This is a genomic window from Cupriavidus sp. CER-90 (assembly GCF_057652055.1).
This window is the reverse complement of sequence record NZ_JBYGYM010000002.1, coordinates 659,150-678,293: the sequence shown is the minus strand read 5'-3', so window position 1 is coordinate 678,293 and position 19,144 is coordinate 659,150. Positions and strand designations below refer to the sequence as shown.

Sequence of the window (19,144 nt, the reverse complement as noted above, 5' to 3'; positions counted from 1 at the left end):
ATAAGCGCCTATATAACGCAGCGTCAATTGCGCCAATGAATAAGGATCTTCAGCGGGCCGAAATCATCCTGGCTGCCCCGGCACTGCGTATATATGACGTTTTTGTCATATATGCGCGGATTGTCACGGTAATGACGCGATTTCGCCACTTCCCTGCCATCCCGGCTTCGGACAATTCCCCGGCTGCACCATAAACAGAACACGACAGGGAAATCCGAGACCATGCAAAACCATCGCATCCGCGCCGCCATGCTGGCGGCCGTGGCCAGCGCCGCGCTGGCCGCCTGCGGCGCCGACGACGACACCAACGCGGGCAGCGGCAACAACGAGAACAACGGCAACACGTCGATCCCGGCAGGCACGAAGTCCACGCTGGCGCTGCTGGAAACCACCGATCTGCACACCAATGTGCTGAGCTATGACTATTTCAAGCTCGCCGAGGACAAGTCGATCGGTTTCGAGCGCGTGGCCACGCTGATCAAGGCGGCACGCGCCGAATTCCCGAACAGCATGCTGCTGGACAACGGGGACACCATCCAGGGCACCGCGCTGTCCGACTACCAGGCGCTGGTCAAGCCGATCGGCTGCGGCGAGACGCTGGCCATGTACAAGGTGATGAATGCGGCCGGATTCGACGGTGGCGGCATCGGCAACCACGAATTCAACTACGGCTTGCCGTACCTGAGCCAGGTCACGGGCAACCGCTTCCATGTCGACGGCCTGCCCGACCCGTCCGCGCAGCAGACCTGCGCCGGGCCGAAGTTTCCGCAGGTGCTGGCCAACGTCTACAGCGTGAAGACGCGCCAGCCGCTGTTCCAGCCGTACGCGATCCTGAACAAGACGATCACGGCGACGGGCCCGGACGGCAAGACCGTGTCGGCACCGATCAAGGTCGGCATCATCGGCTTTGCACCGCCGGCCATCCTGAGCTGGGACAAACGCTGGCTCGACGGCAAGGTCTACACCGAAGGCGTGGTCGAGACTGCCAGGAAGTACATCCCCGAAATGCGCGCCAAGGGCGCCGACCTGGTGGTCGTGATCTCGCACGGCGGGCTGGACAATTCCACGTACTCGCCGACGATGGAGAACGGTAGCTATCACCTGTCGAAGGTGGAGGGCGTGGACGCCATGCTGATCGGCCACTCGCACCAGATCTTCCCCGATGCCACCAGTACGGTGAGCCAGTTCAACCTGCCCGGCGTGGACAAGGCCCGCGGCACGGTCAACGGCGTGCCGACCGTGATGGCCAACTACTGGGGCAAGCACCTGGGCGTGGTCAACCTGGCGCTGAACCACGATGGCAAGAACTGGAGCGTGGACCGGGCCAACACCAGGGTGGAGGCCCGCTCGATCCAGAATGCCGACAAGACCTACGTGGCCGCCGACGCCAGCGTGGCACCGGCCATCGACACCGAACACCAGGCCACCATCCAGTACGTGAAGACGCCGATCGGCAGCACGAACTACCGCATGACCAGCTACTTTGCCGATGTGGGCGACCCGGGCGCCATCCAGATCGTGAACCAGGCGCAGGCGAAGTACGTGAAGGACTACATCGCCGCCAACCTGCCGGCGCTGGCCTCGCTGCCCGTGCTGTCCGTGTCGGCACCGTTCAAGAGCGGTTTCGGCGGCGGTAACGACTATACCGACGTGGCGTCCGGCAACCTGGCCATCAATAACGCGGCCGATCTCTACCTGTACCCGAACACCGTCTACGCGGTGAAGGTCAATGGCGACGAACTGAAGGCCTGGCTGGAAACCGCGGCCAGGCGATTCAACCAGATCAACCCGGCGCTGACCACCGAGCAGCCACTGATCAGCACGTTCCCGGGCTACAACTTCGACATGTTCACCGACGCGGACATGCAGTACGAAATCGACGTGACGCAGACGGTGGGCAACCGTATCAAGAACCTGACCTACAAGGGGGCGCCGGTCACGTCGGCCATGGACTTCATCGTGGCCACCAACAATTACCGCGCCAGCGGCGGCGGCAACTTCCCGGGCCTGGACGGCACCCGGACGGTCTACGCGTCGCCGGACGCCAACCGCGACGTGCTGATCCAGTACGTGAAGGCCGTCGCCAACGTGACCCGCGCCGCCAACGGCAGCGCCCGCAGCTGGCACTTCACGAAGGTGGCGACCGCCGGCGACGTGGTGTTCAGCTCGGGCGTAGGCATGCTGGCGCAGGCAGCGGCGGGCGGCGTGGCCGGCGTGTCCCTGGTCGCAGCCGACGACGGCTCGGGCAAGAACCTGTCGAAGTACAAGATCGATCTGAACCAGTAATCCATCCACGATGCAAGCTTCTGCTACCGCTTCCGCCACGCCCGCGCCCGCCGCATCGCGCCGCCTGTCGCGCATCCATCCGCTGTTCGTGGCCGCCGCACTGGCGGTGACGGTGGCCGCAGCCGGCGTGGCCGGCGCAGCGATGTGGCGGCACCAGGCCGACACGCGCCACGCCGAACTGTCGCAGTGGCAGTGGCTGGCGACATCGGCTGACGATGCCGGGGCGCTCGATCAGCTGCAGCAGGCCGCCCGCGCCGGCGAAACCGCCGCGCGGGCCGCACTTGGCGAAACGATGATGTCGCGCACCGACGCGGCCACGCGCGCAGAGGGCGAACGCTGGCTGCGCATGGCGGCGGACAGCGGCCATGTGCGTGCCCGCTTCCTGCTCGGCAAGGCGGCGATGCTGGGCACGCTGGCCAGCGGCCGGACAGACCTGCCGCTGGCCTGGCGCCTGCTCGACGCGGCGGCCCATGGCGGCGACATCGGCGCGGCCTACTACCTGGGCCTGTTGTATCGCGGCGGCCATGGCCGCACGCCCGATCCGGCCAGCGCGGCACGCTGGTTCAAGGTGGCGGCCGATGGCGGTGTGGCGCAGGCCATGTTCCTGCTCGGCAATGCCTATCGCGAAGGCGAGGGCGTGGCGCAGGACGATGCCCGCGCGGTGGCGTGGTACGAAGCGGCGGCCGAACGCGAGCATCCCGCGTCGATCCAGACGCTGGCCATGGCCTATCGCAACGGCGAACTGGGGCTCGCGCGGGACGACCGCCACTACCGGCAGCACATGGCCGAGGCGGCGCACGCGCTCAAGCATCCGGCCATCAATCCCTGATGGCCGGCCGCGCGGGCGCGCCACGACGGGCACCGGCTACTGATAGCTCATCGTGAACGTCGCCAGGCCACGGACGGTGCCCGCCGTGACGTTGCCGGTCGATACGTACTCGGCGCTCATCCGGATGTTGGTGGCGCCGCTGGATTGACCGACACGCCACTGGTTCACCGTTCCGGCCGTGGCCGAGTCGGGCCCGAACCTGACAGGCTGGTTTTCCGGGTTGCGGATGCGCAGGCGAACCCCTTGCGCGGTGGAATCGCGTGCCAGCGTCAGCAGGTCGGTCCGGTTGCCCGGCATCGTGGCGTCCGTCAGCGTGATGAAGACGTTGGTGTCGTTATCGCAGTGCAGACCGATAAAGAATCCGGTGCTTCCGGTGGTCGCGCCGGCTTCCTCCAGTGCCATGGCATGTGCGGGTTCCATGGGTACCGCAACGTTGGGGGTGGTGACGCGGCACGATCGCGATGCCAGGGTGCTGTTGCCCATCGAAACGGTGGCTTGCGTTCCCGACGCCCGGCCGTTGTCATGGTTGAGACTGCGCAGCGAGTAGATGGGGCCGATGTTGATCTGGCCATTGGTGCTGATCTGCCCGGTCTTGACCAGCTGGTGCGTCATGACCGTGCTGCCCGTGTAGCCGTTCGTCAGCGAGTACGCGTACGTGGAGAGCGTCCTGTAAGTGCCTGCGGACGTGTCGGAAGCCCTGCCCTCCCGGCCGTCGCGGCCAGTTCTTCGGGCCGTGACGCGAATGCCAATGCCGGGAACTCCCGATTCCCACACGTCCTGAACCGTGGTGGATGTATTCAGCGTGGGCATCAGCTGGACGGATACGCCCCGGCTGTTGTATCTCATGCGCGGACATCTGACTGAAATCGTCAGCGTTCTCTGTTCGCTGATCGTGGCCCCGATCGGCGCATCGCGCGAAACGTTGATATTCGAGAAGGCGAAGCTGGACGATTGGGGGCCGAGCGTGCACTGCTGGGCGAGGACGCGGTCCGGCGTCAGGCCGAGCAGGCCCCCGACGAGCCCCGGCAGCATTGCGAAGAGAAGTCGTCCAGGACGACGCGCACAGGTCTGAAGTGTTGCCATGTTATCCCTCATGTACTGGCTTCCGCCCGCTGATGGGCGGGTGGGTAGCAGTAAATCCATCGAGCAAAGTTGCAGCAGGTGTGGCGCCGCCGCCCGCGTGCCATGCCCCACATCGACCCTGTTGGGGCGGCACGTCTGTTTGTTTTCAGCTCGGCGGTCACCGAAGAACAGGGGGCGCTGAAACCCCCATTGGGCAATGCCCGTCGTCCATCGGCAGCGTTGCCGCCCCGGACGGGACGGGCTTCTACTCCCCAATCACTGGTAGCTCATCGTGAAGGTGGCCAGCGCCCGGACCGTGCCCGGGCTGACTGTGCCGCTGGCCACGTACTCGGCGCTCATCGCGATGCTGTCGGTGGCGTCCGACGTGCCCACCCGCCATTGATTCGTGTTGCCCGCGACCGGCGAGTCCGGCCCGAAACGCACGGGATTGTCGTCAGGGTTGCGGATGCGGATGCCGACACCGCGTGCCGTGGAGGCACTGGTGAGCGTGAGCAGGTTGGTGCGGTTGGCGGGTCTTGTCGCGTCGGTCAGCGTGATATGGACGTCCGAGCCGGCATCGCATTGCAGCCCGATGAAGAAGGGGGTCCGGCCGGCGCTGGCGCCAACGGTCCGGAGCTCGGTCACATTGACATTGCCCAGCGGGACATCGACGCTGGGCGTGGTGACGCGGCAAGTCAGTGCGTTGAACGCCGAGTCGCGCAGGAACACTTGTGCCTTTGCTGCCGAGACAACGTTGGCGGGAATATTGTGGCTGCGCAGGGCGAACATGCTGCCAGTGGGAATATGGCCGAGGCCGACGATCTGCCCCGTCTTGATCAACTGGTACGAGAAGCGGAACGTCCCCGTGTAGGGGGCCCGACGCGCAACGCGTGGCCCGAAATCGGTCTTGCCACCCGTGCCCACCCGCGACACCACCGCGTTCCCGTAATTCACGGAGATCACGCGCACGCCGACGCCCGGGGTCCCGGTGGCCCACACGCCCGGTACGCCGGTGGCAAGGCGCAGGTTGGGAAACAGCTGCAGATAGAATCCGGGGCCCCCGACGGATGGGCCGCCATAGTCAGCGGGATTGGCCGGGCACGTCACGTTTGCCGTGGTGGTCACGACTTCGCTCAAGGCGGTGCCCACCGCGGCGTCCCTGGGGATGCTGAACCCGTTGAATGCGATGGAGGTCGCATCGGACCGGATCGTGCATTGCCTGACCGGTCGATCCTGCGCATGGACGATGGCCGGCAGGCAGGCCAGCAGTCCGGACGCGATTACCCTGCCCAGGCATGGGCCGTGGTGCGGGTGTGGCATCACGCTTATCACGCTTATCACGCTTTGACCTCCGTGTCGGGCTGGGGCTGGCATACGGCGCGCACCTGGGCATACGTGGTGGCGTTCTTGTCCCGCGGCGGCAGTTCGTATGCAATGGTGCAGCGTTGGCTGTGATCCGTGCCCCAGGTCACCTGCAACTGTCCGGCCTGCTCGATGCCGCGCGCGAAGATGATGCCGCTCTGGCCGACCACGCCGATATCGGCCTGCCTGTCATCGGACACCGTCGCTCCGAACGGCAGCGGCTTGCCGTTGGGCAGGGTGGCGGACACGATGGCCGAGCGGCCAGTCACCGCGGCAAACGTGATCTTGACCGCGGCGTTCGCACGGGGCGCCACCTGGGTGCTGGTTGTGTCCAGCGAGACGTCCAGCGGCAAGCCTTTGGGGTTCAGTTCGATCGTGTTCATGTTGTAGGGCTGCAGGTACGGCACGATGGCGTAGCCGAACGCGTCGATCCTGACGCCCGGCGCATTGGCAACGCGCGCGCCCGAGGCGCCCTTGGCCTCGACGATGCCAATGGTGTCGCCCAGGTAGTTGGCCAGCGTGACGCCGCCCGCGTGGGCCACGAGTGCCCCCTGCAGCCCGCCCGAGTACTGGGTGTACTGGCTGCCGCCGCTGACCGACGCCGATACCGTGGTGTACGGCGTGCGGTACTGGACATTGCCGCCGCCCGTTGTCGCGTGCGGCATCCGGTCGACGTTCAGGCCGTAGGTCACCGCGTCGTCTTCCAGCGCCGTGCCGCTCAGCCGCATCTGCTGCGACGAATCGCTGCCGCTGTTGTGCGTGCCCGAGAACGACAGCATCGGGGCATGGCTGCCCTTGCCCAGCGGTACGGTCAGGCTGGCGAAGACCTGCGTGCTGAACCGCCCGGTCAGCAGTTCGCGCTGCCGCGACGCCGCGATGTTGTAGGTCATCGGCAGCCCCAACAGGTTGGCGGCGTTGCTGTAGCCCACCTGGAACATCAGCGCCGTGCCGCGCCGGTTCCAGTACTCGGCCGACGTGCCGGTCAGATAGAGATTGCCCCATCGCTCGCCCAGGCTCTGGTTCAAGGTGAGCTGGACCTGGCTGCGCTGGCGGTCCACCGCGCGGGCGTTGCCACCGCTGGAGCGAGCGGCAAACGCATCGCGCATCGTCCAGAAGCCGCGGGTCGCGTAGCGGTATGCCGCGATGGTCATGTTGGTGCTGGTCGACGGCACGAACTTGCTGTAGCTGATGCGCACGCTCTGCCCGCTGCTGTCCTCGAAGCCGGGGATCATGGCGCGCGCATGCGTGGCGTCCAGTGCGAAGGCGCCCACGGGCAGGTTGAAGGCGGCACCCAGCAGGCCCGCCTGGTATCCCTCCGAGAGCACCAGGCCCGCGTAGCCCGTGACGAGATTGTTGAAGCCGTGCTGCACCGTGCCCTGCACGAGCTTCTCGCGCTTTTTCTGGACGCTCGACCCGGTGCGGTATTCGCCTGCCGCCGCCGAATAGCGGGTGATGCCGGGTCGCAGCAGTTGCACGACCGATGCGTAGGGCACGGTAAAGCTGCTCTGGCTGCCATCGGCCTCGGTCACCGTGACCAGCAGGTTGCCGCCGTAGCCGGTGGCATAGAGATCCCTGATCTCGAACGGGCCAGGGGCGACGGTCGTCTCGTAGAGCTTGTTGCCGTTCTGCGTGACCGTGACGCGCGCGTTGGAGCGCGCCACACCGCGCACCAGCGGCGCATAGCCGCGCGATGAGTCCGGCAGCATCCGGTCGTCGCTGGCCAGGTTCGCGCCGCGCACGGAAAAACTGTCGAAGACGGCGCCATCGGTATAGGCATCGCCCAGCGTGAGCTGGCTGCGCCAGGCGGAAATGTCCCGCTGCACATAGGTGGCGATGTTCTGGTAGTTGTAGCTGTCCTGGCCGACCGACTGCCAGCTCATCGAGGACCGCTGGCGCAAGTGCCAGGGCCCGATGTTCAGGCCGGCATCGAGACCCAGGTAAGTGAACGTGCCCCCGCCATGCCCGGTGGTGTGGAACGTGTTGAGGTTGTAGGCAACCGTGGCCGACGGCACGCCATCGTCAAGCAGTTCGGGACTGACGCTGCCGCGCGGCGTACGGCGCAGCAGCGCGTGGGCAATGCTGATGTCCAGGCGCAGGTCGTTGAGGTTGAACGACCAGCCGATGTCTTCCGAGATCGCCGCGGGCTCGGTGCATTGGCCCCGGATGGCCCGCGCAATGGCGTTGCGGCTGGTGGACGGCAACGCCTGTTCGTCGAGGTTGAGCCGGGCAATGACCGCGCCGTCCATGCAGGGCGCCACGCCGGTGTCCAGCGGACGGAACCGCACGGTCTCGCGCGCAATCCAGGCGCCGTTCAGGTAGATGTCGACGGGGTAGTCGCCCGGCGAGACCGGGTTGCCGTTGGCGAAACGGCTGACATCGACCGTGGAGCCGTCCGACCGCTTCAGGAACTGCGCGTTGAACTGTACCGTGGCCACCGTGGCCGCGTTGCCGGACTCACCGGCGAATGCCGTCGCCGGCAGCGACGTGACCAGTACCCAGTGCGCGGCCAGCACGCGCGACGGCCTTGGTCTTGGCTTGTGCATCGTCATTGCCCGGTGACAGTTGGCGCGGCCGGCCGCTTCCTGTGGGTGCCCGTGACGGCAGCGCCAAAGTCGTTGATGAACGTGTAATGCACCTGGTCCGGCTCGCCCGAGGCGGGGTGCGTGCCGTCGAGGGGGAACTCCACCGTCGCGCCGGGCTTCACCATGTCTCCGGCGTCAACGGCGTACACATGGCCGCGCACGGTGGCCTCCACCTTGGTGTAGGTGATGTGATAGGGCGTGGGGTTCAGGGCGGTCAGCACCTGGCCGCCGTCGTCCTTGCGCACCACGCGCCAGGCGACCCGCGCGGGCGCGCTGGACGCGTCGCCGGGCAGGCCGGCGGGGCGGAACAGCAGCTTGATGCGCGTCCGGAATGCAAACTGCAGCGAGTTCTGCTGCGCGGTGCCGCCCGACGCCACCGGCGGGACATCGAGCACGTTCAGCCAGAACAGCGACTCGCGGTCAGCGGGCAGGGGCTGCTGCAGGTGGATGATGCGCAGCGTCTGTCCCTTCTTCGGGTCCAGTCTGAACAGCGGGGGCGTCAGCGTGAATGGCGATTTCGCTTCCTCCGGCGAGGCGTTGGCGTCGCCGTCGTCGATCCATGCCTGCACCAGCGATGGCGTGTCGCCCTCGTTGGTGACCTTGAGGGTGACTTCGCGTTCCGATTCCGGATAGACGACACGGGTCCCGTTCAGGACCACGGACGCAAGGGCGCCGGGCGCGGCCAAGGCCAGAAGAACGGCAGCCATGGTCGCGCGATGGCGGAATGTCTTGAGCATGATGAACGGCGGGCAGTAAGGCGGGCAGTAAGGCCGGCACGAGGCCGGCCGGTAGTGCCGGCATGCGGGAGGGCATGCCGTCGGACGAGCGGGATGGCGCCCTGGCTACGGGTACACGACCGAATACGTCAACGCGGAGGTGAACGTGCCCTGGGTGGCCGCGCCGCCCGTTGCCACGTACTGCGCGTAGTACTGCAGCGAAGCCGTGCCGCCCGTGAACGCCACGCGCTGGCTGTTCTGCGACGCATACGCAGCGCCCACGGCAATGTTCGTCAGGTCGGCATTCAGCACCCCGATCTGCACGTTGGTGGCGGCCACGACCGGTGGGGTGTCGCCGACCCCGGGCGCGCTGACGGTGGTGTTGATCAGGCGTCCCGTGGCCAGGTCCACGGCGGCGCCGGGCTCGAAGTAGACCGCCACGTTGCCGGCGTTGGGCGTGCAGCCGGTGAGCTGGAAGTTGAACGGCGTACGGCCGGCGATATTGCCTGCGGCCGCCAGGGTCGACAACGATACGGGCGGCAAGGCCACCGTGAAGTCGGTGCCCCCGCCGTTGCCGGAGATCGTGCAGGTGTTCGAGGTGATCCGGCCGGTAAAGGTGATGGTGCCGTCGGAGGCGGACGCGGCCGGACTCAACACGGCAAGCAGTAGGGACGCTGCGAGGATTTTCGTTCGATGGTGGTTCACTGTGGACCTCATGTCATGGGTTGAGAGGGATCGCTGCCAGGCCGGACCGGGAAGGTCGGGCGAAACGCAAGGACAGCCATGCCGCGAATCAGGCGCAACCATGCAAAAGGCATCCGCCCCGGCACGGCGCGCATGACGCGGCTTGCGCATCACGCTTTTCCTGACGGAGCAAACAGTACCGATACGGGTAATCCTGCTGAATCGTTATTTTCTGGAATTTGCCGAAAATAATTATTTGATTTTTGGGACTATTTCTATTGATTTTCGGAATCGTCCGAGCGGCCAGCGTGCGTGGCTCTGCGGGCCCGGGCGAATAATCAAATGCCATGGCCGTATTCATCGTCCGGCACGGAATCGAATGCCGATTTCTAATCGGAAATTTCCCTAATTCGCACCGAACGGGACGACCCCACGAAACGGCGATGCCGCCTGCGGTATGCTTCCGGCGTGCCCCCAACCGAGGACCCGCCATGAAGACCATCTACCTCGCCGGCTTCGACGTATTTCGCAAGGATGCGCTCGCCTGGGGCGAACATCTGAAGGCGCTTTGCGCCCGGTATGGCTTCGAAGGGTGCTATCCGCTAGACAAGGCGGCCCCGAAGGGGTTGTCGGGGCCCGACACCGCGCAGTGGATCTACGAGGCCAATATCGCGCTGATCCGGCGCGCCGATATCGTGATGGCGAACCTGGACGACTTTCGCGGCCCCGGCGAGCCCGACAGCGGCACCGCCTTCGAGGTTGGCTTTGCCGTGGCGCTACAGAAACCGGTGTGGGGCTACGCGGCCGATGCCGGCACGCTGCTGGACCGCGTGCGTGTGTCGACCGACGACGATGGCGATGCGCGCGACGCCAACGACTACGTGGTCGAGAACTTCGGCCTGCCGATGAACCTGATGCTGGCTTGCAGCGTGCGGCTGGTGAAGGGCGATGCCGAGGCCTGCCTGGCCGAGATGGCCGGGGCCGACCGGCGCCGCGCCGCGCGTCGTGCGCAGGCGCAGGCCAATGGCGACCCGGAGGACTAGCTGCCTACTTACCCGCCTGGCGGGCCGGTGAGGCCGGGGCGGGGGCCGGGGTGGGGGCCAAAGTGGGGGTCGAGAATGCGGCCGTGCCGCCCTGCACGCGCAGCGATTGCACGCCGGCGGCAATCTCCGATGCCGTGGTGGCCACGATCTGGCGATAGGCGCCGACCACGCCATCGACCTGGCCCGGCGCGGGCAGGTCGGCTTCGGTGCGCCCGCTCAGCACGCGGCCATCGGGCAGCCGGCGCACCGTCCATGCAATCGATGCCCCCGCGCGCTGGCCCGGATCGGCGTCCAGCCGCACCACTTCGGTCGTGATGCGGAACACCGGCGAGACATCCGAGATCCCTTGCTGGTACGTGTCCACGGCCCCCAGGTTGCCCTGCAACTGCTGCGACAGCGCATCGCGCAGTTCGTCGGGCAGCGGCGACGACCAGCGCGACTGGTCGAGCAGCTTCACATTGCCGGTATTGCCATCGGTCACCACCAGTTGCGCGCGGTTCAGGCGCTCGGGCACGCGCACCGGCGCCACCTCGATCCATACCGGCTGCGTGGCGGTGGCATTGGCGGCCGGGGTTGGCGCGCCGGCCGGTGCGGCGGCACCGGTCGCCAGCGTGTAGTAGCGGGGCTCGGGCGAGGCACAGCCGGCCAGCCATGCCGCCGCCAGCAGCGTCGCGCCAAGTGTCAGCGAACGTTTCATCATTTGTCCTCCGTCTTGCCGCGCAGCAGCGCCTCGGGGTGGCGTTCCAGATAATCGGTCAGCGCGCGCAGCGACACCGCCGTGCGCGTCAGTTCCTGCAGCATGCGCCGCGTGTCCTGCTGCAGCGGCGCATCCGACGCCAGCGTGCCGTTGGCCGCCGTCAGCGTCCGGCGCGCATCCTGCAGCGCGGCCAGCACCTGCGGCGCCACGTCGCCATTGAGCTGCGCCACCAGCTTGTCGGCCGTTTCCAGCATCTTGTTCATCGACACGATGGCCGTGCGCGCATCCTGGCCGATCTGCTCGAACGGCACCTTGTCGATCTTGTTGACGATATCGCCCAGCTTGGCCTGCAGTTCGTCGAACGTGCCCGGCGTGGTCGGGAATTCCGGCATCGGGGCTTCCAGGTCGATGTCCTTGGCCGGCGGCGCCTTCGGGAAGAAGTCGAGCGCCACGTACAGCTGGCCGGTCAGCAGGTTGCCGGTGCGCAGCTGCGCGCGCATGCCGCGTTTGACCAGCGCCTGCACGATGGTGCGCTTGCGCGCCTCGTCGGCCACGTCGCGTTCGCGGAAGCCCATGCGCGACGGATAGAGCTCCACCACCACCGGCATGCGGAACGCCTTCTTGTCGCGCTGGTATTCGATGCCGATCGAGCGCACCTGGCCCACGATTACGCCCCGGAAGTCCACCGGCGCGCCCGGCGACAGCCCGCGCACCGACTGGTCGAAGTTCAGCACGGCCAGCGTGGGCGCCAGTTCCTCGGGTTCCTTCATCGCCTCGGCCTGGTCGGCGGCCAGCAGATACTGGGTGTTCTCGGCGGCGGCCTCGTGCGCGCTGGTGTTCTCGGGCGCCTGGAATGCCACGCCGCCCAGCAGCACGGTGACCAGCGATTGCGTGGACAGCTTCAGGCCGCCGGCATCGAGCTTCAGGTCCACGCCGCTGGCGTGCCAGAAGCGGGTATCGGCCGTCACGAGCTTGTCGTAGGGCTTGTTGACGAACACGCGCAGCGTGATATCGCGCCCGTTGGGCTCCAGCTGGTAGGCCACCACCTGGCCGACCGGCACGCGCCGGTAGTAGACCGGCGAGCCGATATCCAGCGATCCCAGGTCCTGCGCACGCAGCACGAACTGCCGCCCCGACGCATCGGCGGTGACCACCGGCGGCACTTCCAGGCCCGTGAAGCTGCGCCGGCTTTCAGGGGACTTGCCGGCATCCACGCCGATATAGGCGCCCGACAGCAGGGTTTCCAGCCCCGACACGCCGCTGATGGCAAAGCGCGGCCGCACCACCCAGAAGCGCGTGTCCTTGACGGCAAAGTTCTCGGCGTCCTTGGTCAGCTCGATCGAGGCCAGCACGTGAGACCGGTCGGACGCGAGCCGCACCGACTTGACCAGCCCGATGTCCACGTCCTTGTAGCGCACGGCGGTCTTGCCCGGGGTCAGGCCCTCGGCGGTGCGGAAGGTGACGGTGATCTCGGGGCCGCGCGATGTCAGCGTGTTGACCAGCAGCGAGATGCCCACCACGGCCGCCACGATCGGGATCAGCCAGACCAGCGATGGCAGCCACGGGGCGCGGCGCTTGCGCGCGGGCTGGGGGACGCCGGGCGATGGGGTAGGGGTATCAGGATCGGGCATTGTCGGATTCCGGCAATTTCGAAGGGGCGGGCGGGTCGAGCGAATCCCACAGCAGGCGCGGGTCGAACGACAGCGACGCCAGCATGGTCATGACCACGACGGAAGCAAAGGCCAGCGCCCCGCCCCCGGGAATGATGGTGGCCAGCGCGCCGGCGCGTACCAGCGACGCCAGCAGGGCCACCACGAAGATATCGAGCATCGACCAGCGGCCGATGATTTCGACCAGGCCATAGAGCCGGGTCTGCTGGCGGATGCGCCATGTCGATCTGAAATGGACCGATGCCAGCAGCAGCGTCAGGATCAGCATCTTCAGCAGCGGCACGATGATGCTGGCGATCAGCACCACGCCGGCCAGCATGTGCGAGCCCGACAGCCACAGGTAGATCACGCCGGACATGATCGTGTCGCGCTGCGTGCCCAGGATCGATTCGGTCACCATCACCGGCAGCAGGTTGGCCGGGATGTACAGGATGAACGCCGACAGCAGGAAGGCCCAGGTACGGGCCAGGCTGGCCGGCTTGCGCTGGTGGAGCGTGGCGCCGCAGCGCGGGCAGGGCTGGCCCGCGAGCGCGATCGGGCTGACCAGGTCGCAGGCGTGGCAGGACAGCAGGCCGCGCGATGACGCCGTGGGCACTTGCGCCAGGGGCGTGCGTTCGTCGTCGTCGGTCAGCTCGGCCACCACGTCGGCGGCCATGCGGCGCGAGCGGGCCAGCTGTTCGCGCGCCTGGGCCGTGCGCGAGGGGCGCGGGCCGGTCACGCGGTGTCCTCCCGGGGCGGGGCCTCGTCGGCGCCGGCCGGCTCAAGGTAGTGCCACAGATCGCGCGGATCGAACGACAGCATCGCGGCCAGCACCACCACCAGCGCGCCAAACGACCACAGCGCCACGCCCGGAATCACCTGGGCCATGGTCGACAGCTTCACCACGGTCACCAGCACGCCGATCATGAAGACCTCGATCATGCCCCACGGCCGCGTCTGGCGGATGCCGCGCACGATCCGGTCGAAGCCGGGCGGCATGCGGTGGCGCGCCATCGGCACCAGCAGGTAGCACATCATGAGCATCTCGGCGAGCGGGAACAGGATCGTGGTGCCGAACACCAGCATCGCCACCAGCGTCATGTGGTCGCTGTGCAGCGCCTGCACGGCCCCCCAGAGCGTGGTCTCGGTGCGCACGCCCTTGAGGTCCATCTCGACGATCGGGTACGTGTTCGATACCAGGAACAGGATCAGCGCGGTCACCACCAGCGGCAGCAGGCGCTGGTAGGCGCGGCTGCTCTCGCGGTACAGCACGCCGCCGCAGCGCAGGCAGGTGGCGCGCTCGCCCGGCGCCAGCGCGGTGCGCTCGTAGAGCGCGTCGCAATACTCGCAGGCCACAAGCCGGTGCAGGGCCTGCGCCGGGGGCGGGGACGAGACGTGCGCGTCCGGCGTCATGCGTCCGGCGTCAATTGCGAGGGCGGCGCCGGCGTCACGTCGGTCACGCCGGGGCGTTCCTGCGAGCCGATGGTCCAGTCGCGCAGCAGCGCGTAGGCCACCGCCAGCACGGTCGGGCCCAGGAAGACGCCCAGGAAGCCGAACGCCAGTGCGCCGCCCAGCACGCCCATCATGATCCAGATCAGCGGCAGGCTGGTGCCCTTGCTGATCAGCAGCGGCTTGATGACGTTGTCGGCCATGCCCACCACCGCGCCGCCCCAGACCACCATGAAGATGGCCCAGCCGGTGTCGCCGCTGTGATAGAGCCACAGCGCGGCCGGAATCCACACCAGCGGCGGGCCCATCGGCACCACCGACAGGAAGAACGTGATCAGGCCCAGGATGGCCGCGGCGGGCACGCCCGCGATCCAGAAGCCGATGGCGGCCAGCACGGCCTGCACGAACGCGGTACCCAGCACGCCGTAGACCACGCCCTTGATGGTGCCGCCGGCCAGCGCCATCAGGTGGTCGGCGCGCTCGCCGGCCACCCGGCGCATGCCGCCACGCAGCCAGTCCACGGCCAGTTCGCCGCCGGTATAGAAGAAGAACGCCAGGATGATCGACAGGGCCAGCTGGCCCAGGCCGCCGCCGATGGACAGCCCCGCGCCCAGCACCGCATGGCCCACCGGCGCGATCAGCTTGCGCAGGTTGGCCACCATTTCGGAGTCGGCGTGGATGATCTGGTCGTAGTTCGACTGCAGCTGCGGGCCCACATAGGGCAGGCTGCTGAGCCATTCGGGCAGTTGCGGGATGCCGCGTTCGGCGTAGCGGTTGACCAGGCCGGTCAGTTCGTCGATATGGGCCGAGAAGCTGGCGCCGGCATAGACGAACGGGCCCAGCACGATGATCGTGGCGATCAGCACGCAGATCAGCGCGGCCAGCCCGCGCCGGTTGCCCAGCCACCGCGTGAGCACGGTGTAGGGATACCACGAGCTGTAGGCCAGGATCGCGCCCCAGACCAGCGCGGTGGCAAACGGGGCCAGTACCAGCAGGGACCCGCCGATCAGGGCGATCAGCGCAAAGACCGCGGCGAGCTTTTCAATCAGTTGTCCGGAACTCATCGTTGCACGCCAGTCCGGCGCCCATGTTGCGAGAACGCCGTAAGCATAGCGGAATTCGATGCGGGTTCCGGGTAATCCCTTGCCGGGTCAACGATTGCCGGGCGAGGCGCCCGGCGGCGAATCACCCCGCCGGCGTGCCGGCTTCGGCCCTGTCCATGGCCTGGTCGCTCTGGCGCAGCAGCGCGGCCACGAGGTCCGATTGCGTGACCATGCCCACCACGCGGTTGCGTTCGTCCAGCACCGGCACATGGTGCAGGCCGCCGTCGGAGAACGCCTGGGCCAGGCTGACGATCGGATGCTCGGCGCGCGCGGTGATCACGGCACGCGTCATCAGGTCGCGCACCGCCCCATTCACGCGGCGCGAATTCACGCGATAGGCGCGGAAAAAGTCACTTTGCGTCAGGATGCCAAGCAGGCGGCGCTGCCGGTCCACCACGGGCAGCGCCTTGATGTGATGGCGCGTCATCAGCGCGGCCGCATCGGCGGCCAACTGGCCCGGACGCACCGCCACCACGTCGCGCGACATGATCTCGCCACACAGCACTTCGCCGAAGCGACGCGAATGCGCACGCAGCTCTGCCGCCACCAGGATGGCTTCCAGGTCATCCTCCTCGATGTCCAGGAATTCGCCGCGTGCCGCCAGCACCGCATCGAGGTCGGCCCGGTTGAAGCCCACCCGCTTGCTGGGCGGCACGTCCTTGGTGTGATGCTGCGCCGCCGGCTCGGGTGGGCGGTGCGGATAGCGGCGCCGGGCGAGGTTGTTAAAGGCCAGGGCGGTCAGCAGCAGCAGCATCGAATTGATGGCCACCGGGATCACCACGAAGCCAAAGCCCAGCGCCTGCACGGCCGGCCCGCCGAACACGGCGGTCACGGCCACCGCGCCGCTGGGCGGGTGCACGCAGCGCAGCTGGAACATCAGCGCGATGGCCCCAGCCACCGCCACGCCCGCCGCCAGGCCGGGGTCCGGTATCCATTTCGCGCAGGCCACGCCGACGGTAGCGGCCACCATATTGCCGCCGATGATCGACCACGGCTGGGCAAGTGGACTGGCCGGCACCCCGAACAGCAGCACGGCGGAGGCGCCCATGGGCGCGATGAACCAGGGATTGAATCCCAGCAGGAACTGGCGACAGATCCATTCGGTCAGCGCCAGGCCGATCAGGGCGCCCAGGCAGCTCTTTAGCCGCTCGCGCCAGCTCGCGGCGATGGGCAGGGGGACGAAGGTGCGCAGCCAGGCACGGGCCTCGGCGACGGAAGAGGTCGGGTCGAATGCAGCGGGCATCGAAAGCGGGGGCGGCTTTGGAACGTTGGGGGCGGTCGGCGCATTGGCCGAGCGGCGGGGCGTCGTGGCGCATTGGCCGAGCCGGCAATGTATCACAGCATGATATATTGCGCTGGCTGTACTTCGTATCATCCCAGCCGCCCCCGGCATTCGTCCATGTCTAATCATTCCGCAACGCACCATTCCGTCAAGCGCGACTACGCCGTCAACGGCCGCCTGCCCATGCTGGCAGGCATCGCGCTGGTCATTGGCGGCATCAGTACAGGTGCAGCATTCGTGCTGGTCAACCTGATCCGTTTTTTCACCAATCTGTTCTTTTTCCAGACCCTGTCGTTCGCCGAGCGCTCGCCGGCCCACCATGCGCTGGGGCCCTGGGTGATCGTCGTACCGGCCCTGGGCGGCCTGATCGTCGGGCTGATGGCCCGCTACGGCAGCGACAAGATCCGCGGCCACGGCATTCCCGAGGCCATCGAGGCCGTGCTGTTCGGCAAGAGCAAGATGTCGCCAAAGGTGGCGGTGCTCAAGCCGCTGTCGTCGGGCATCGTGATCGGCAGCGGCGGCCCGTTCGGCGCGGAGGGCCCGATCATCATGACGGGCGGCTCGATTGCGTCGCTGCTGGCGCAATACCTGCACCTGACCGCCGCCGAGCGCAAGACGCTGCTGGTGGCCGGCGCCTGCGCGGGCATGACGGCGATCTTCGGCACGCCGGTGGCCGCCGTGCTGCTGGCCATCGAGCTGCTGCTGTTCGAACTGCGCCCGCGCAGCCTGCTGCCGGTGGCGCTGGCCTGCGCGGTGGCCGGCTTCCTGCGGCCGTTCGTGTTCGAGGCGGGCCCGCTGTTTCCGCTGCAGACGGCCGCCGCCGGCACGGTGGCGCTGGGGTCGTGCGTGCTGGCCGGGCTACTGTGCGGCGTGCTGGGGGCGGCGCTGACGCTGGCGCTGTACCGCACCGAGGATGCCTTCGGCAAGCTGCGCCTGCACTGGATGTGGTGGCCGGCCATCGGCGGCCTGGTGGTGGGCATCGGCGGATACTTCGAGCCGCGCGCACTGGGTGTGGGCTACGACGTGATCGGCGACCTGCTCAACAACCGGCTGGCCATCGAGGTGGCCGTGGCGCTGCTGGCGGTCAAGGCCGTGATCTGGATTGCCGCGCTGGGCTCGGGCACGTCGGGCGGGGTGCTGGCGCCGCTGCTGATGCTCGGCGCCGGCCTGGGTGTAGTGCTGGGCCCGATTCTCCCGGGCGGCTCGCCGGGCCTGTGGGCGCTGGTCTGCATGGCCGGCGTGCTCGGCAGCGTGCTCGGCGCGCCGCTGACCGCCATCGTGTTTGCGTTCGGCCTGACGCATGACAGCGAGGCCCTGCTGCCGCTGCTGCTGACCACGGCGGTGGCCTGCGGCTTCTCGGTGCTGACCATGAAGCGCGGCATCATGACCGAGAAGATCGCGCGGCGCGGCCTGCACATCTACCGCGAATATGGCGTCGATCCGCTGGAACGCTCGCATGTGGAAGACCTGATGACGCGCGATGTGGTGACCATCGACGCCGCCATGCCGGTGGCCGTGGCGCTAGCGCGCCACTTCGGCAGCCACGCCGCGCATCGTGCCTATCCGGTGGTGGCCGAAGGGCGGGTGCTGGGCATGCTCCATCGATCCGCCATCACGGCCGCCCATGCCGGCGACGATGCGGGCCTGTGCTGTGGCGACCTGATCGCCGCCCAGGCCGGGCTTTCCGACAAGGGCACGCCTACCGTGCTGCTGCCGGCGCAAACCGGGCGCGCGGCGGCCGGGCAGATGGCGGCGCTGAGCGTGGCGCGCATGCCGGTGGTCGACAGCCTGGTCAGCATGCGGCTGGTGGGGATCGTGTCGCTGCGCGACCTGCTGGCGCCCAGCGAGCATGCGCTGCACGAGGAAACGCACCGCGAGCGGCTGCGCGGCGCCGTGCAGGCGGCCGCGCGCCAGGGTTCGTAGGCGGGGCGGCGGCTACAGCTTGTAGCTCGACAGCAGGATGCTGGTCTCGGTGGCCGAAATGCCATCGACCAGCCGGATGCGGTCGAGCGTGCGGTCGAACTGCTCCAGCGTATCGGCGCGCAGTTCGGCAATGATGTCCCAACGGCCGTTGGTCGTATGCAGCGTCTGCACGTTGGGATCGCCACGTAGCGCCTGCAGCACCTGGCGCGCCTTGTTGCCCTCCACGGCCACCGTCATCCATGCGCGGATGCGGTGCGGTTCGGCCTCAGGCTTGAGCCGCACCGTATAGCCCACGATCTGGCCTTCCTTCTCCAGTTTCTCGATCCGGTTCTGCACCGTGGCGCGCGAGACGCGCAGGGCGCGGGCCAGCGCCGTCACCGGCGTGCGGGCGTTGTCGCGCAGCAGGCCCAGCAGTTGTCGATCGGTCGCATCCATGGCGTCTCTCCGGCAGGTCTTGGCAGATTGCCAGCCAATGCC

General features: G+C 67.8%; 16 protein-coding genes. 4 read left to right on the top strand and 12 right to left on the bottom strand.

Annotated features, from left to right (window positions below; all coding sequences use genetic code 11):
- The first annotated feature begins 222 nt into the window (after window positions 1-222).
- Together AC24R4_RS13635 and AC24R4_RS13630 are read left to right on the top strand one after the other, a co-directional pair.
- A complete protein-coding gene (locus AC24R4_RS13635) occupies window positions 223-2,286 on the top strand; it encodes a bifunctional 2',3'-cyclic-nucleotide 2'-phosphodiesterase/3'-nucleotidase (protein ID WP_400393584.1) in 2,064 nt (687 codons plus the stop codon).
- A 10-nt stretch (window positions 2,287-2,296) separates the two neighbouring features.
- Window positions 2,297-3,115 carry a tetratricopeptide repeat protein gene (locus tag AC24R4_RS13630; protein ID WP_487523256.1) on the top strand — a complete coding sequence of 273 codons (819 nt, stop codon included), beginning with the start codon at window positions 2,297-2,299 and terminating at the stop codon, window positions 3,113-3,115.
- A 36-nt stretch (window positions 3,116-3,151) separates the two neighbouring features.
- Here the strand turns inward: AC24R4_RS13630 and AC24R4_RS13625 are convergent, their stop codons facing one another.
- The 5 genes from AC24R4_RS13625 to AC24R4_RS13605 all read right to left on the bottom strand — a co-directional run bounded on the left by AC24R4_RS13625 (window position 3,152) and on the right by AC24R4_RS13605 (window position 9,554).
- Window positions 3,152-4,198 (bottom strand): fimbrial protein, encoded by a 1,047-nt coding sequence (locus tag AC24R4_RS13625; protein ID WP_487523255.1) that lies wholly within the window; start codon window positions 4,196-4,198, stop codon window positions 3,152-3,154.
- A gap of 255 nt (window positions 4,199-4,453) precedes the next feature.
- Window positions 4,454-5,497 (bottom strand): fimbrial protein, encoded by a 1,044-nt coding sequence (locus AC24R4_RS13620; RefSeq protein ID WP_487523254.1) that lies wholly within the window; start codon window positions 5,495-5,497, stop codon window positions 4,454-4,456.
- 17 nt (window positions 5,498-5,514) lie between these two features.
- A complete protein-coding gene (locus tag AC24R4_RS13615; RefSeq protein WP_487523253.1) occupies window positions 5,515-8,082 on the bottom strand; it encodes a fimbria/pilus outer membrane usher protein in 2,568 nt (855 codons plus the stop codon).
- A gap of 2 nt (window positions 8,083-8,084) precedes the next feature.
- Window positions 8,085-8,828, bottom strand: a complete 744-nt coding sequence (locus AC24R4_RS13610) for a fimbrial biogenesis chaperone (protein ID WP_487523252.1) — start codon at window positions 8,826-8,828, stop codon at window positions 8,085-8,087.
- Window positions 8,829-8,963: 135 nt separating this feature from the next.
- Window positions 8,964-9,554 (bottom strand): fimbrial protein, encoded by a 591-nt coding sequence (locus AC24R4_RS13605; RefSeq protein WP_487523251.1) that lies wholly within the window; start codon window positions 9,552-9,554, stop codon window positions 8,964-8,966.
- A gap of 458 nt (window positions 9,555-10,012) precedes the next feature.
- On the opposite strand from AC24R4_RS13605, the gene AC24R4_RS13600 reads away from it, so the two are divergent.
- A complete protein-coding gene (locus AC24R4_RS13600; RefSeq protein WP_487523250.1) occupies window positions 10,013-10,564 on the top strand; it encodes a nucleoside 2-deoxyribosyltransferase in 552 nt (183 codons plus the stop codon).
- Window positions 10,565-10,568: 4 nt separating this feature from the next.
- Here the strand turns inward: AC24R4_RS13600 and AC24R4_RS13595 are convergent, their stop codons facing one another.
- From AC24R4_RS13595 to AC24R4_RS13570, 6 genes are all read right to left on the bottom strand, one after another.
- The gene (locus AC24R4_RS13595; protein ID WP_487523249.1) at window positions 10,569-11,264 is read right to left on the bottom strand and encodes a PqiC family protein; all 696 of its coding nucleotides are present in this window, start codon (window positions 11,262-11,264) and stop codon (window positions 10,569-10,571) included.
- Window positions 11,261-12,892, bottom strand: a complete 1,632-nt coding sequence (locus AC24R4_RS13590) for a PqiB family protein (RefSeq protein ID WP_400394806.1) — start codon at window positions 12,890-12,892, stop codon at window positions 11,261-11,263. Before AC24R4_RS13590 ends, AC24R4_RS13595 begins: the two co-directional genes overlap by 4 nt.
- Window positions 12,879-13,586: a paraquat-inducible protein A gene (locus AC24R4_RS13585; protein WP_400394813.1), complete on the bottom strand. Its 708-nt coding sequence runs from the start codon at window positions 13,584-13,586 to the stop codon at window positions 12,879-12,881. Before AC24R4_RS13585 ends, AC24R4_RS13590 begins: the two co-directional genes overlap by 14 nt.
- A 59-nt stretch (window positions 13,587-13,645) precedes the next feature.
- Window positions 13,646-14,323: a paraquat-inducible protein A gene (locus tag AC24R4_RS13580; protein ID WP_400394807.1), complete on the bottom strand. Its 678-nt coding sequence runs from the start codon at window positions 14,321-14,323 to the stop codon at window positions 13,646-13,648.
- A complete protein-coding gene (locus AC24R4_RS13575) occupies window positions 14,320-15,423 on the bottom strand; it encodes an AI-2E family transporter (RefSeq protein ID WP_400394809.1) in 1,104 nt (367 codons plus the stop codon). The genes AC24R4_RS13580 and AC24R4_RS13575 overlap by 4 nt, the downstream gene beginning before the upstream one ends.
- A 121-nt stretch (window positions 15,424-15,544) precedes the next feature.
- Window positions 15,545-16,705: an HPP family protein gene (locus tag AC24R4_RS13570; protein ID WP_487523248.1), complete on the bottom strand. Its 1,161-nt coding sequence runs from the start codon at window positions 16,703-16,705 to the stop codon at window positions 15,545-15,547.
- 156 nt (window positions 16,706-16,861) lie between these two features.
- Here AC24R4_RS13570 and AC24R4_RS13565 point away from each other — a divergent pair, with 156 nt between their 5' ends.
- A complete protein-coding gene (locus tag AC24R4_RS13565) occupies window positions 16,862-18,667 on the top strand; it encodes a chloride channel protein (RefSeq protein WP_487523247.1) in 1,806 nt (601 codons plus the stop codon).
- 12 nt (window positions 18,668-18,679) lie between these two features.
- Here the strand turns inward: AC24R4_RS13565 and AC24R4_RS13560 are convergent, their stop codons facing one another.
- Window positions 18,680-19,102 (bottom strand): Lrp/AsnC family transcriptional regulator, encoded by a 423-nt coding sequence (locus AC24R4_RS13560; protein ID WP_092595042.1) that lies wholly within the window; start codon window positions 19,100-19,102, stop codon window positions 18,680-18,682.
- Window positions 19,103-19,144: the final 42 nt, after the last annotated feature.

Excerpts from the sequence above, each read along its gene's own strand:
- AC24R4_RS13635 (WP_400393584.1), top strand. The coding sequence starts at position 223 with ATGCAAAACCATCGCATCCGCGCCGCCATGCTGGCGGCCGTGGCCAGC.
- AC24R4_RS13630 (WP_487523256.1), top strand. The coding sequence starts at position 2,297 with ATGCAAGCTTCTGCTACCGCTTCCGCCACGCCCGCGCCCGCCGCATCG.
- AC24R4_RS13625 (WP_487523255.1), bottom strand. The coding sequence starts at position 4,198 with ATGGCAACACTTCAGACCTGTGCGCGTCGTCCTGGACGACTTCTCTTC.
- AC24R4_RS13620 (WP_487523254.1), bottom strand. The coding sequence starts at position 5,497 with ATGCCACACCCGCACCACGGCCCATGCCTGGGCAGGGTAATCGCGTCC.
- AC24R4_RS13615 (WP_487523253.1), bottom strand. The coding sequence starts at position 8,082 with ATGCACAAGCCAAGACCAAGGCCGTCGCGCGTGCTGGCCGCGCACTGG.
- AC24R4_RS13610 (WP_487523252.1), bottom strand. The coding sequence starts at position 8,828 with ATGGCTGCCGTTCTTCTGGCCTTGGCCGCGCCCGGCGCCCTTGCGTCC.
- AC24R4_RS13605 (WP_487523251.1), bottom strand. The coding sequence starts at position 9,554 with ATGAGGTCCACAGTGAACCACCATCGAACGAAAATCCTCGCAGCGTCC.
- AC24R4_RS13600 (WP_487523250.1), top strand. The coding sequence starts at position 10,013 with ATGAAGACCATCTACCTCGCCGGCTTCGACGTATTTCGCAAGGATGCG.
- AC24R4_RS13595 (WP_487523249.1), bottom strand. The coding sequence starts at position 11,264 with ATGATGAAACGTTCGCTGACACTTGGCGCGACGCTGCTGGCGGCGGCA.
- AC24R4_RS13590 (WP_400394806.1), bottom strand. The coding sequence starts at position 12,892 with ATGCCCGATCCTGATACCCCTACCCCATCGCCCGGCGTCCCCCAGCCC.
- AC24R4_RS13585 (WP_400394813.1), bottom strand. The coding sequence starts at position 13,586 with ATGGCCGCCGACGTGGTGGCCGAGCTGACCGACGACGACGAACGCACG.
- AC24R4_RS13580 (WP_400394807.1), bottom strand. The coding sequence starts at position 14,323 with ATGACGCCGGACGCGCACGTCTCGTCCCCGCCCCCGGCGCAGGCCCTG.
- AC24R4_RS13575 (WP_400394809.1), bottom strand. The coding sequence starts at position 15,423 with ATGAGTTCCGGACAACTGATTGAAAAGCTCGCCGCGGTCTTTGCGCTG.
- AC24R4_RS13570 (WP_487523248.1), bottom strand. The coding sequence starts at position 16,705 with ATGCCCGCTGCATTCGACCCGACCTCTTCCGTCGCCGAGGCCCGTGCC.
- AC24R4_RS13565 (WP_487523247.1), top strand. The coding sequence starts at position 16,862 with ATGTCTAATCATTCCGCAACGCACCATTCCGTCAAGCGCGACTACGCC.
- AC24R4_RS13560 (WP_092595042.1), bottom strand. The coding sequence starts at position 19,102 with ATGGATGCGACCGATCGACAACTGCTGGGCCTGCTGCGCGACAACGCC.